The 10916-nt window shown below is 61.1% G+C and carries 16 protein-coding genes; 15 read left to right on the top strand and 1 reads right to left on the bottom strand.

Going from position 1 to position 10916, the window contains the following annotated elements:
- Position 1 precedes the first annotated feature (1 nt).
- From DAAJ005_RS18650 to DAAJ005_RS19465, 3 genes are all read left to right on the top strand, one after another.
- Positions 2-1039, top strand: coding sequence for a hypothetical protein (locus tag DAAJ005_RS18650; protein ID WP_151848756.1), 1038 nt, complete (start codon positions 2-4; stop codon positions 1037-1039).
- Between the two features lie 9 nt (positions 1040-1048).
- Positions 1049-1324 (top strand): hypothetical protein, encoded by a 276-nt coding sequence (locus DAAJ005_RS18645; protein WP_151848755.1) that lies wholly within the window; start codon positions 1049-1051, stop codon positions 1322-1324.
- 311 nt (positions 1325-1635) lie between these two features.
- A complete protein-coding gene (locus DAAJ005_RS19465) occupies positions 1636-2106 on the top strand; it encodes a DinB family protein (RefSeq protein ID WP_151848754.1) in 471 nt (156 codons plus the stop codon).
- A gap of 365 nt (positions 2107-2471) precedes the next feature.
- Here DAAJ005_RS19465 and DAAJ005_RS19025 read toward each other — a convergent pair whose 3' ends face one another.
- Entirely contained in the window at positions 2472-2624 is a 153-nt protein-coding gene (locus DAAJ005_RS19025) for a hypothetical protein (protein ID WP_192930985.1), read from the bottom strand.
- A gap of 477 nt (positions 2625-3101) precedes the next feature.
- Between DAAJ005_RS19025 and DAAJ005_RS18635 the strand changes: the two genes are divergently transcribed.
- From DAAJ005_RS18635 to DAAJ005_RS18580, 12 genes are all read left to right on the top strand, one after another.
- Positions 3102-3587: a hypothetical protein gene (locus tag DAAJ005_RS18635; RefSeq protein WP_151848753.1), complete on the top strand. Its 486-nt coding sequence runs from the start codon at positions 3102-3104 to the stop codon at positions 3585-3587.
- A 57-nt stretch (positions 3588-3644) separates the two neighbouring features.
- Positions 3645-3827, top strand: a complete 183-nt coding sequence (locus DAAJ005_RS18630) for a hypothetical protein (RefSeq protein WP_151848752.1) — start codon at positions 3645-3647, stop codon at positions 3825-3827.
- Between the two features lie 10 nt (positions 3828-3837).
- Positions 3838-4044, top strand: a complete 207-nt coding sequence (locus tag DAAJ005_RS18625; RefSeq protein WP_151848751.1) for a hypothetical protein — start codon at positions 3838-3840, stop codon at positions 4042-4044.
- Positions 4041-4397 carry a hypothetical protein gene (locus DAAJ005_RS18620; RefSeq protein ID WP_151848750.1) on the top strand — a complete coding sequence of 119 codons (357 nt, stop codon included), beginning with the start codon at positions 4041-4043 and terminating at the stop codon, positions 4395-4397. Before DAAJ005_RS18625 ends, DAAJ005_RS18620 begins: the two co-directional genes overlap by 4 nt.
- Positions 4398-4732: 335 nt before the next feature.
- Positions 4733-6628 carry a ParB N-terminal domain-containing protein gene (locus DAAJ005_RS18615; protein WP_151848749.1) on the top strand — a complete coding sequence of 632 codons (1896 nt, stop codon included), beginning with the start codon at positions 4733-4735 and terminating at the stop codon, positions 6626-6628.
- Between the two features lie 363 nt (positions 6629-6991).
- On the top strand, positions 6992-7129 hold the full coding sequence (locus tag DAAJ005_RS18610; RefSeq protein ID WP_151848748.1) for a general stress protein B: 138 nt from the start codon (positions 6992-6994) through the stop codon (positions 7127-7129).
- 191 nt (positions 7130-7320) lie between these two features.
- A complete protein-coding gene (locus DAAJ005_RS18605) occupies positions 7321-7839 on the top strand; it encodes a hypothetical protein (RefSeq protein WP_151848747.1) in 519 nt (172 codons plus the stop codon).
- A gap of 113 nt (positions 7840-7952) precedes the next feature.
- The gene (locus DAAJ005_RS18600; protein WP_151848746.1) at positions 7953-8432 is read left to right on the top strand and encodes a hypothetical protein; all 480 of its coding nucleotides are present in this window, start codon (positions 7953-7955) and stop codon (positions 8430-8432) included.
- Between the two features lie 211 nt (positions 8433-8643).
- Positions 8644-8988: a hypothetical protein gene (locus tag DAAJ005_RS18595; protein ID WP_151848745.1), complete on the top strand. Its 345-nt coding sequence runs from the start codon at positions 8644-8646 to the stop codon at positions 8986-8988.
- Positions 8988-9572, top strand: a complete 585-nt coding sequence (locus tag DAAJ005_RS18590) for a hypothetical protein (RefSeq protein ID WP_151848744.1) — start codon at positions 8988-8990, stop codon at positions 9570-9572. Before DAAJ005_RS18595 ends, DAAJ005_RS18590 begins: the two co-directional genes overlap by 1 nt.
- Entirely contained in the window at positions 9569-9958 is a 390-nt protein-coding gene (locus tag DAAJ005_RS18585) for a hypothetical protein (protein ID WP_151848743.1), read from the top strand. Before DAAJ005_RS18590 ends, DAAJ005_RS18585 begins: the two co-directional genes overlap by 4 nt.
- Positions 9958-10896, top strand: a complete 939-nt coding sequence (locus tag DAAJ005_RS18580) for a tyrosine-type recombinase/integrase (RefSeq protein WP_151848742.1) — start codon at positions 9958-9960, stop codon at positions 10894-10896. The genes DAAJ005_RS18585 and DAAJ005_RS18580 overlap by 1 nt, the downstream gene beginning before the upstream one ends.
- Positions 10897-10916 lie beyond the last annotated feature (20 nt).

The raw sequence follows: 10916 nt of genomic DNA, 5'->3' as shown, positions 1-10916 counted from the left end.
CATGCTTTTTACGCCGGAGGAAGTGAACAACCGGATTCAGCAGGATTATGCAAAGCTCCTCCGCATTCTCCCTGCTGATCTTCGTCTAGAGCTGGCCGCCGTCATCAGCGACACAGAAGAAGTCAAGCTGCGCTTTGGCCGCCCACTCAAGATCAAGCACGGCGGCCAGTGGCACCAGTACCCTGAACTGGTCATCGGCCAGAACCACCTGACGGACCTCCGCAGCCGCATTGACCACATCCGCGACGACAACCGCGCCGGGATTGATGGCACCGGCCACCGCATCAGCCGCATTCCCAGCGCCGACGGGAAAGGCACAGATGGTTTCAATATCCGCGTGGCCCGCTTCTATGTGGGGGTGGCCGAGCTGCTGAGGAAATGCGTGGAGATCAACCCCTCGATGCTGATCATGGGCATGGCCGGGAAGGGCAAGAGTACGCTGCTGCGTGACTACATCCGTATTGCCGCCGAGAAGTACGACGCCAACCTGACGGTGGTGGACACGTCCAACGAGGTTGCAGGTGACGGGCGCACGCCGCATCCCGGCATCGGAGAGGCAGACCGTTACTTTGTCCCTGTGAAGGCCGAGCAGCATAAGGTCATGTTGGAGGCCATCGCCAACAACTCGGCGCATTACGTTGCCATTGACGAGTTGCAAACCCGGCTGGAGGCGGAGACCGTCAAGGACCTCAGCGTCAAGGCCAGTTTCATTGCTACCACCCACGGCGATAACATCACGGAGATCATTAAGAACACGGCGCTGGAGCCGCTGTTTTATCCCACAGCGCTGTTTTACTGGGGTCTGGTGGTGCGTGAGATTGGGGTCTATGACCTGTACGACTTGCGCCAGGCTGTCGAAGATGTCAGTGCGGGGCGGGAGCCTCAGCCCTTGGAGACCATCAATGCCAGGATTGAGGAACGTGGGCCAGAGCCAGAGCTGAAGCCAGTACCAGCAGTGCCAACCGCTTCTTTGACCGCTGAGGAACAAGATCCTTTCGGGGTTAGAGATGCACAGTTAAGTGCATCTGATAAGAATTAGGAGGAGAGTATGACCAGGGCTGATGTTGTCAAAGTCCTACTGTTCATCTGGCGAACTATTAAAGTAGTTACTGTATTTATTGTGGTTTACAGCTTTATGGCATTGAAATATACCTTCAAGGCTTTTATTATATTTTTGCCGATGCTTATTTATGTGATTGGAGGGTTTCTTGGCGGCGTGGCTGGTGGTGCGGCAGATGCGGCCACGAGCAAGGCATCCTCACGCCGTCCCTATCACCGGATCTGGAGTGATGAAGAAAACAGTTCGTATTATCACCGCCGATAAAATCACTTGCACCCAATCCCCGCTCAGGCGGGTCTTTTCGTTTTAGAGGGGGGGGCCAGGGTCAACATCAGGGGGGCAGAGGGTGGCACCAGGGCGACGACGTGGAGGGTTCGCCGGACGTTGACGGTCTGCGTGCCGGGGAGGCCGCAACGGTGGTGGCGGTCTCTCCCTGAGCAAGACGCCCTGAGACTCGGGACCAGAACCTGCGCTCAGGAATCTGTCCCAGAGAGTCCGCCAGCGAGGCCAGGTTCCGCAGCGGTCTGGGCTGGCCCTGAGCCACGGCCTTGGAACGCGGCACGCTACCTTGACGTATGCAGACGCCAGAACTCCTCCGTGAAGCGTGGACGCGGAACATGGGAGCCAACGCGGCCCTTCTCGACGTGATCCCCGTGCATGCCCTCCTTGCAGCCGTGCCGGCTGGAATGCCGATTGGACAACATCTTCAGCACCTCGCCCTCGACGTGTGTAAGTGGTTGGCTCATTTGAACGCTGACCGGGCCAGCGCGCTCCGTGCCTCACTCCCCGCCTGGAATGGTCAAGACTCAGATCATGCATTTTTGCGCCATGTACGTGAGGTGTGGCTCGGCGCGGAAGAAAGCCTGATTGAGGAGGTCCTCGCGGGTGGACCAGTTGACCGGTTGCCACATGCCGCTGACGAGTTGCTCCCGGTGCATATGCTGGTACACGATGCCTACCACCGTGGCCAGATTGTGGCCGCTCTCCGTGCCAATGGGCACCCTGCTCCCGACGTAGAAACCTTTTGGGGACCCTGGCGAAGTTAACGAGAAACAAAGATCAGCACCAGGGCGACGGTGCAGGCGGGGCGGGCGAATGCCTGGGGCCAGGGCATGACTTCTTGATTCTGGAGAAGGCGTCAGGGCGGGTGTGTTTCATTCTCTCGGCGACGGTGGGTTGGGTGCGCCGTTGGCGCGGCCTTCCATGCGGTTTTCCCGGCTGGGGAGCGCCGGGAAACCAGAAATCCAACACGGCGGCATTCCTCGCGTCATGCCGCTGGATTTCTTACCGCATTCCAGTCCCTCTCCAAACTGGAAGGGACGGTAGGGCATGTGCCGATGGAAGGGGCAACAGATGGTGGCTCACCCTCCGGGTGATGCTGCCGCAAGCTGCACTGCGCCCCTGACGAGGCTTATTCGGCGCTGAGGGGCACACCGAAAAAGAGGGAGCGGCCCAGGGGCCGCGCAGCGTCTCTGCCCGCCGTCCCGCTGGTCACGGCAGGAGGGCCGCGCCCGTCGTCGGTCTCGGGGCGGCCCGTCGTCCGAGCCGAGCGCGGCAGGGACAAAGGATGAAGGGAGCGGCCAGGGGCCGCACGTTCTTTTTGAACAGATCAAAAGATCAGAACCCGGAAAGGGCTTATCGGCCAGCCGGAAAATGTTGGAAACGGCCCCAAACATTTTTCCGGCTGGCCTGCGGCCACAGGATCGAGGGGCGGTCAGGAAGCTGTCAAACCCGGCGAACTGCGCCGGGTTACGGCCTTGGGCCGCTTCAAGCGGCCCAGCTTGACAGCAGCACCAGCACAAAGCAGGGGGGAAGAGCAGGCCCAGGAGCGGGGCGGGGCGATCAGGAAAGACGGGGGTAGCCGCGCCGCCAGGGGCGGCACACGACGCCCGGAGGGGGCGACGTGTGGGCCGTGTGCGAGGCGAGAGAAAAGCCGACAGGGACGGCATAAACGCACCTTAATACTCTGTCCCAAGTGTTGACATAAAACAGCTTAAACTGTAGAATGTCTTTACCTCAGACAGAGGGAAGGAGCGCCAAAATGACGATCAGCACTTACGAAAAGGTCAAAAGCATCTTCCGAGAGAACGCCCCAGCCGCCGCTGCTTACCGGCAGTTGCGCCACACCTTTGCCACCGAAGCCGTGCGCGGCGCAGTGGGCAACCTGAAAAACGATCAGGCCACCATGACCCAGGGCCATCAGCAGATGTGGGCCGCGAAGGACGCCGCGTATGCCCTCATCGTGGGTCTGATGTACGCCGCGAACTGGCAGGACAAGGCCCAGGAAGCCGCCGCCGAACACACCAACCTGCACTTCGATCAGAAGGCGCTGCTGCTGCCGCCCACCAGCCAGCCCCGCCGCATCTATTCCACTCTCCAAGACCCCGATGCCTACACCCTCAGCATTGCCCCTGACCGCGTTCTCGGCATGGTCCCCGGCATGACCCTGTATCTGTTCAGCGAAGACGACGCGCAGATGTTCACCGGGCGCACCAGAGAGAAGTTGCGCCCACTGCACACGCTCTAAGACGCCCGGCCCCGCTTGGACGCGGGGCCACTCTCCCCCACTGGAGGACCGCCGCCGATGCACTGGACCCTGTACGACTTGCCCCCCGAACTTGAATGCGACGAGCGCTGCCCAGACGCCGACGCCCCGGCAGAGTTTGACCCTCCCGCCGAGCTGGAGGCCGCGCCCGACTTCCCCACCCTCACCGACTGCCCGTACTGCGGTTCACGCGACCCGGAAAGCTGCGGGTGTTTCGATTAAAGGAGTGACCATGTTCTACAGCGCCGACGAACTGTACGACGACGAGATCACCAGCGGACCCTATGACCGCGAGGAGATCAACTTCGAGGCCGCCGCCGCCGAGCTGCGCGCCCCACTGCTGCCAGAGTCTGCCAACTGCGACGAGGACGCCGACGCCGAGCAGGACGACGACGCCCACTTACCTGACCCACTAGACGAGCTGGAGGACGAGCAATGACTCTGACCCCCGATCTGGAGACCTACGCTGAGAAAATGCGCCAGCGCCGCCGGGTGGCCGCGCACAACCTCAGAGCCGCCCGCAGGTTGCAGCGCCAAGGCGATCAGGAGGCCGCGCAGAGAATTGAAAATCACCTTGACGCCAAGTGCAGGTACGGCGACCTGTACCCCAACCCCGACCGCCGCGCTGATCTGCTGGGGCACCTTGATTCGTTAAAAGCGACGTTGGCCGACCTGGAAAGCCAAAACTCGCTGCCTGAAGTGAGCGTCACCGCCGCAGGTCAGGCGATCTTTGAGACATTCAAAAAAGCCGTCGTGCTTTACGCCGCTCTCGCCCAAGCTGCCCGGTTCTGATGCCTGAAGTTGACCCGTTGATGACCGACATGAAGCAGTGCGCCCAGGACATGCAGCGACTTTTAGACGCTCTAGAGCTGTGTTGCCACGAGGATGACCGGGTCAGCGAAGCGGCGACCACCCTTCACAATCGGCTGCCGCCGCTTCACCCTCCGAATCCTTGACCGCGAATGAAAAGCCACAGGCCGGTAAATCAGGGCCGAGGGCCACGAGCCGCGCTCAGCGCGGCTTTCCCCTTGCTATTGAGCCTCATTACCAGATACATAAAGAGTTGACAGAGTACAGTTTATACTGTATAGTATCCTTACCTCAGACAGAGGTAAGGAGCAATAAAAATGACCGCAGCCCAGCAGATGACCACCCCCGCCCCCCTTCGTCTCGTGACCCCGGAGACCGCCGCCGATGTGGTGAATGTGCCGTTCAGCCGCACCCGCCGCAGCAGCCTCAACCCGCGCAAGCGATTTGACCACGATAAATTGGTAGAGCTTGCCGCCAGCATCTACGGGCGCACCAAGTTTGACGGGGCCGGGAACGTCACCCGCACCGGGATTGAGCAAAACCTGATCGGCAGGCCCAGCGCCAAAGAAAGCGGCATGGTGGAGCTGGCCGCAGGCGAACGCCGCCAGCGGGCCGTCGAGTTGCTGGTGCAGGGCTTGACCGTGCAGGTACAGACCGGAGAGGACGCCAACGGACGCCCCGTGATGGGAGAAGCGTTCTATCAGGTGACCGATACCTACCCCGTCCCGTTCCGGGTTGAGGAGATGACCGACGCCGAGCTGATCGAGGTGGCAACACTGGAAAACAGCCAGCGCCAGGACATGACCCCGATGGAGGAGGCCGACGCCTTCTTAGCCCTGATCGGCGCGGGCCGCACGGCGGATTATGTCGCCGTTAAGTACGGCCTGCACGTCAACACCGTAAAAAGCCGGGTGCAGTTGGCCGCAGGTTTGGGCCGGGAAGCCCGCAAGCTGCTGGACGAGGGCGCAATCAACCTGGAACAGGCCAAGATCATTGCCACCACCAGTGGGGCCATGAAAAAGTCGCTGACCGAACACGCCCGCAACGGCAACAGCGTCGCCACCCTCAAGAATCTCGTGAAGGCCGGGGCATTCCTCGTGGAGAATGCCCGGTTTGATGTGGAGGCCAGCGGCCTGAGAATTGAGGAGGGCGGGCTGGGGATGCTGGGCGACTTCCCCGCCAAGTTCGCGGACCACAAGACGGCGCTGAACAAGCAGCTTGAGGCGCTGGAACTCCTCAAGGCCGAGGAGGAGGAGCGCGGCACCTGGGGCAAGGTGGAAATCGTGACCGTCGAGAGTGCGTATGCCAACCTGCCGACCAATGAATGGGTGACGCCCCCGCACGGCATGACCCCCCATCTGGCCCTGATTTGCAGCAGCACCACTGGGAAAGTCGCCCAGAGCAGCCTGTATGTGCGCCATGCCGACGCCCAGGCGTTCAAGCGGGAGCAAGCGGAAGCGGCCAGAGCAGCGCAGGCCCAGGCAGCCGCAGCGGGTGAGGGCGAGACCGGGGGCAGCACGGCCAGCGCCGCGCACACCACGTCCCCCAGCAGTGGGCCGAAGATCAGGGAGGCCGCGCACGTCATAGCCCACCAGACGCGCGCTCAGGCGATTCAAGGGCATCTGGCGACGGACCCAAGAATGTGCCTCGCCCTGGCCTGCGAATCACTGGCGAAGACCACCATCTGCCGCAGTGGGGGCGGGGCAATGGAAATCAGCTTGCGGAGCGTCAAAGAGGTTCCGCTCACAGGTGAGGGCCGCGCTCTGGCCGCAGATTTGGCCCTGACGTTCGGGACGGTCTTCACCACCGACGAGGGCGGGCGACTGACGTACCGGAGAATGGGCTTTGATGTGCAAGAGGCGTTGACTGCGCCAGAAGTCCAGACCGAAGACCTCTTGAAGCTGTTCGCGTACCTGACGCACCAGCAGGTAGGCGACTGGGAACACAACCTGAACGACACGCCGCGCCGGGTCAAGAAATTGGCCGAGCAGTTGGACGTGACCGGGGACGTGCAGGAGCGGTTTACCCTCAGCGCCGCGTATCTGGACGGCTACACCGTTGACGCGCTGCACCAGCTCATCCAGACCATGCCCGAGGGGCTACGCCCGGTTGGACTGATGAAGGCCAGCAAGAAAGAGATCGTGGGCCTGATTCTGGAGAAAGCGCCCGCACTCAAGGGAGCCGGGTGGCTGCCGAACCTCGTGAAGTTCTAGGAAGCAGAGCAGGGGGAGGCCGAGCCTCCCCCCTACTTTCCCAGGAGGGCGCACATGGGCGGCAACAGGAAACACGGCTTTGCACGGGGTAACGCCAGCGGCAGGAACGGACAGACCTACGGGCAGAAGTGGTTTTGTGACGGCTGCCAGCGCGAACACAGAGGAAGGGTGTTTAGCACAGTCATTTACGGCTTGACGTATTGCGACAGGCAGGCCAGCCGCATTGAAATGGTCCGGTCTGAGCGGCGGCTAAACGCGATTCTTGCCTTTGCCAGCGCATCAGAGGAGACAAATAAAGTATCGACGTAGTATAGTATATACTGTATAGTGTTCTTATCTCAGATAAAGGGAAGGAGCATGTTGATGAGTCAATCTCAGCCCACCACCGAGAAGTTTAGCCCCCGCCTTTCCGCCAGTGAGCGCGGCAGGTTGGGAGGGCAGGCCACCGCCCAGCGCCACGGCAGCGTGCATATGGAAACGATTGGACGCGCCGGATTCTGAGCCACCGTGGAAAAGCACTTCGGCGGCGACGTGGCCGCCTATACGCGAATGCTCAGAACCCACCGGGCGCAGGGCAAGGTGAGCGCCGCGCTGGGGTGCAACGTCCAGAGCCAGAGCGCCGCTTAACGATCTGCACGCGGCCCCGACAAGCGGGGCCGCAGCTCGCGCCCTCACTCCCAAGGAGTCACCCCATGTCTATTCCTAACAGCCGCGACGGGTACAAGCAGAGCCTTCTTCTGGACATTTACAAACTGGTGCAGGCCATTGAGACCGATGACAGCAGCAACTATCCCACCTCGCTAGCACAGTCCATCCACAGTGACACCCGCGAATATTTCAACGCCGAACGGTGGAAGCCCAGCCCCGTCTATGAGGGCATCCAGACACGTATACCCGTGGGCGAAGTGCTGACGCTCCACATTCGGATGTGGCGGGCCGAGACCCCGGAGGACGAGCAAAGATGTCAGCAGTGGGTCACAGGGAAGGTGGTCAAGATTGAAAGGCTGTACCGTCCCGACGATGGCGCGCGGTTTGCACTCGTTCCCACAGGCAAGCGCAACCCGCGCAGTTTTCAGTACCGGGCCGTCGTCTCTTCAAGCCTCAAGGTCTGGAGAGGCAAGCTCACGCCGGAGCAGACCCAGGCCCGCGAACCCTTCTACCACCACGAAACCATTCCACCCGTGCAGTACCCCCAGGAGGCCAGCGCATGAGTAGCAATACGGATCTGACGAATAGGGCAACACATGGCACAATGAAAAGGACCTATCCACAGCGGACAGGTCCACTCCCCTCAGACAGAGGAAAAGGAGCGCGGCGAGTATATATGAAAGAACAGAAGACCCTCAACCAGTGGCGCAAGGAACGCGGCCTGGAGGTTGGCGAGCTGGCGGAGAAAGCTGGAATTGGACGCCACATCATCAACTTGCTTTACAGCGGCGTGAACCCAAGGCTCAAAGCAGGTCTTGCACTTGCTCAGGCTCTTGACGTGGACGTGACTCAGATTCTTTGGGAGAAAGCGGAGCCAGAAGAAGTCCCGGCAATGCCAAAAGGGCCAGAGGCAACGGGCAACCAAAGCCGGGTCAGCCGCGAGCAATACGAAGTCGCAAAGCAGTGGCTCAAGGCAGGCCGCAAGATGACCGAGGTTACCAAAGCCGTCGGTGTGAGCCGGGGAACACTGTATAAAGCGTTTGCGAGATTTGAAAAAGAGGATGGTTCTCAGAAGCCCAGCACAGGGCCAGTGCAGGGGGCAGCCGGGTCCAAGGTCAAGACCCGCAAGCCCGAGGCACCCAAAGCCGCCCCATGAGCTTGCTAGTTTTACGACATATTAGGGAGTTTTACGACAATGACTCTAAAAGACCTTCCAGGCGACTTCCCCGCCTGGCCTTTTTTTACTGACGGGCACGGACACGCCGTCAATTGTTTCAGTGAAATGCTATGTCGTAAAATATAAATTTTACGACAAAAGAAGTCAAGACATGGTATTCTGGTTGCAGCGAAACAAGGAGAATTGACCCGTGACCGACATGCCCGACACTCCATCCACAGCCCTCGCCGATCTTCTGGAGCGGTGCGGCAAAACCCGCTCAGAAGCTGAAGCCCTGGCCGCCGAAGTGGTGCAGCGGCAACGCGCCGTCGATCCCGGTTGCAGTTGGGGCCATATCCACCCCGAACAAATCGTAGGCTTGTGGAACCAGGCCGCCAAACACGGCAAACGCAAACTCGTGCTGGAGATCACCGCCGACGCACCAACTTACGAAGAGTGGACCGGGGGACGGATTCAGGTCACGGTCAAGAGCGCGCAGACCTGGGACGACTATGAGCAAGAGCAGCAGGACGCCCGCGACAAGGAAGTGAACTGATGCAGGCCAAGAGCGGCCAGGACCAGGGTGCGGCCACCGACTCTGAACAGCTCCAGAAAAAGAACCAGAGATTTCCCAGAACGATGGAGTTAGATCCAGAGGACTACCAATACGAGTCTCCGTGGGGAAGGACATTGGAACTGGACCCGGAAGATTCCACCTGGTCTCCCCGAAGTCCATACGGATTGAGGCGGTATGACGCGAGACCAGAGTATGGCCAGGGCTACCCGCACGAGGAGAGCGATGACCTGCCGGAACTCATTCGGCAGTGCAGACGGCTCAATACCAGCAGCTCACTTGAACACGGCTTCAAACAGTGGTGGATTGTGGACCGGCGGGGTGAAATTGCCTATCCACTGGAAACCAGGCCCAGCGTCTACACGTCGCCTGCCGCAGAGTCGGATGAGGTCTCGCAGCCCTTCCAGGAGATGCGGGCGTTCAAGTCGGCCAGTGCTGTTCACGACTTTCTCTTTCTGACCAGAGACGTGGACGAACAGGCCAAGGCCGAACGCCTGCGCAAACTGGCGCGCGAGCTGGAGTTGACCGCCCAGCATCTGCGCGAGCTGCTGGAGTTGCCCAGATGAAACCGTTTGAAATTGCTGCCCGCTGGAGAGACCAGATCCCGGCCACCACCGCGCACCTGCTGGAGCTGCACGTCAACCACGGTGCAGGCGTGCTATCCGGCTTCTCCTTGCAACTGCTGAGCGGTGACGCTTTTGGAGCCGCGTGCAGCGCCGACGCCGAGAACCGTGCCGCGCTGGGCGCGCTACTGGCAATGGTGGCCCAGGATTTTCCTCTGGAGTGCTACGGCAGCCGAGAGTCGGTGCAGCAGTGGCGCGGGCTGAAGCACGCCCCGCCCTTCGAGGTGCCGGACTCGTGGACGGCCACCGTCGAGGAGCTGCGCCGCGAGGGACCACAGTACGGCGAACCGAAGACAGAAGAGAAATCAGCACCAGGGGCGGTTCACTGATGACAGCCACCCAGTCCACCTCCTCAATGCTGACCGATGTACTCAGAGGATTCGCGGGCTACCTCAAACGGGAAGAGGGCTTGAGTCCGGGAACCATCCGCCAGTACGGAGCCGACTGTTCAAGGCTGGCCAACTGGTTTGCCGAACACCGCCCCCAGATCATGAGCTGGAGCGAAGTAAAAACCCGTGATCTCCGGGCCTATGTCGATCAGCAGCAGCCGGAACCAGCGCGCAACCGCCGCCTGCTGGCCAGTTGGCGCAAGCTGTGGGGGTATCTCAGCGACGTGGAGGGCCTGACCATGCATCCCGGCCCCACCGGGATCAAGCGGGTCAAGCTGCCCAGCCGCCAGCCCCAGTACCTGACCCCCAGCGAGGTCTCCCGCCTGCTGAATGCGGTGGACGGTGCGAGTCCAGAGCAGACCAGGCGCAACAAGGCCGTCGTCGCCTTCCTCTACGGGACGGGTTGCCGGATTGCCGAAGCCCTGAGTCTGACCGTGGACAAGGTGGAGTTCGACTTTGACGGAACGCCTCACAAAATACGGGTGATCGGCAAGGGCAACAAGGAGCGCACCCTCTTTCTCTCCCCCACTGCCCAGCGGGTGTTGAAAGACTGGCTGGGATACCGCCAGCTCTATGTCTCAGAGAGTTCCACCGTGTTCTGTCATTTGCGGGGTCAGAAGGCAGGGCAGGCGGTCACGGCGCGCAGCATCGAGCGGGTGGTCAGGGCCGCAGGTGAGCGTGCGGGCCTAGCTCCCGAAAAATGCACCCCCCACAAGCTCCGGCACTCGCACGCCACGGCGCTGGTCAAGGCGGGCCGCAGGCTGGAGGAGGTGCAGGAGATTCTGGGGCATGAGAGCATCGCCACCACCCGCATTTATGCCCACCTGGAGCCGGAACGTTTGGCGGCGGCGGCGGCCAGCTTGCCGGACATTCTATAGTGTTTTCGTTAAATAGTGTT

Origin of the sequence: Deinococcus sp. AJ005 (genome assembly GCF_009017495.1) — a bacterium.
Lineage (GTDB): Bacteria > Deinococcota > Deinococci > Deinococcales > Deinococcaceae > Deinococcus.
Note: the sequence above shows the minus strand (reverse complement) of the source record. Positions and strands in the feature narration are given on the sequence as shown.

Coding starts and splice junctions, on each gene's coding strand:
- DAAJ005_RS18650 (WP_151848756.1), top strand. CDS start 2: ATGCTTTTTACGCCGGAGGAAGTGAACAACCGGATTCAGCAGGATTAT.
- DAAJ005_RS18645 (WP_151848755.1), top strand. CDS start 1,049: ATGACCAGGGCTGATGTTGTCAAAGTCCTACTGTTCATCTGGCGAACT.
- DAAJ005_RS19465 (WP_151848754.1), top strand. CDS start 1,636: ATGCAGACGCCAGAACTCCTCCGTGAAGCGTGGACGCGGAACATGGGA.
- DAAJ005_RS18635 (WP_151848753.1), top strand. CDS start 3,102: ATGACGATCAGCACTTACGAAAAGGTCAAAAGCATCTTCCGAGAGAAC.
- DAAJ005_RS18630 (WP_151848752.1), top strand. CDS start 3,645: ATGCACTGGACCCTGTACGACTTGCCCCCCGAACTTGAATGCGACGAG.
- DAAJ005_RS18625 (WP_151848751.1), top strand. CDS start 3,838: ATGTTCTACAGCGCCGACGAACTGTACGACGACGAGATCACCAGCGGA.
- DAAJ005_RS18620 (WP_151848750.1), top strand. CDS start 4,041: ATGACTCTGACCCCCGATCTGGAGACCTACGCTGAGAAAATGCGCCAG.
- DAAJ005_RS18615 (WP_151848749.1), top strand. CDS start 4,733: ATGACCGCAGCCCAGCAGATGACCACCCCCGCCCCCCTTCGTCTCGTG.
- DAAJ005_RS18610 (WP_151848748.1), top strand. CDS start 6,992: ATGAGTCAATCTCAGCCCACCACCGAGAAGTTTAGCCCCCGCCTTTCC.
- DAAJ005_RS18605 (WP_151848747.1), top strand. CDS start 7,321: ATGTCTATTCCTAACAGCCGCGACGGGTACAAGCAGAGCCTTCTTCTG.
- DAAJ005_RS18600 (WP_151848746.1), top strand. CDS start 7,953: ATGAAAGAACAGAAGACCCTCAACCAGTGGCGCAAGGAACGCGGCCTG.
- DAAJ005_RS18590 (WP_151848744.1), top strand. CDS start 8,988: ATGCAGGCCAAGAGCGGCCAGGACCAGGGTGCGGCCACCGACTCTGAA.
- DAAJ005_RS18585 (WP_151848743.1), top strand. CDS start 9,569: ATGAAACCGTTTGAAATTGCTGCCCGCTGGAGAGACCAGATCCCGGCC.
- DAAJ005_RS18580 (WP_151848742.1), top strand. CDS start 9,958: ATGACAGCCACCCAGTCCACCTCCTCAATGCTGACCGATGTACTCAGA.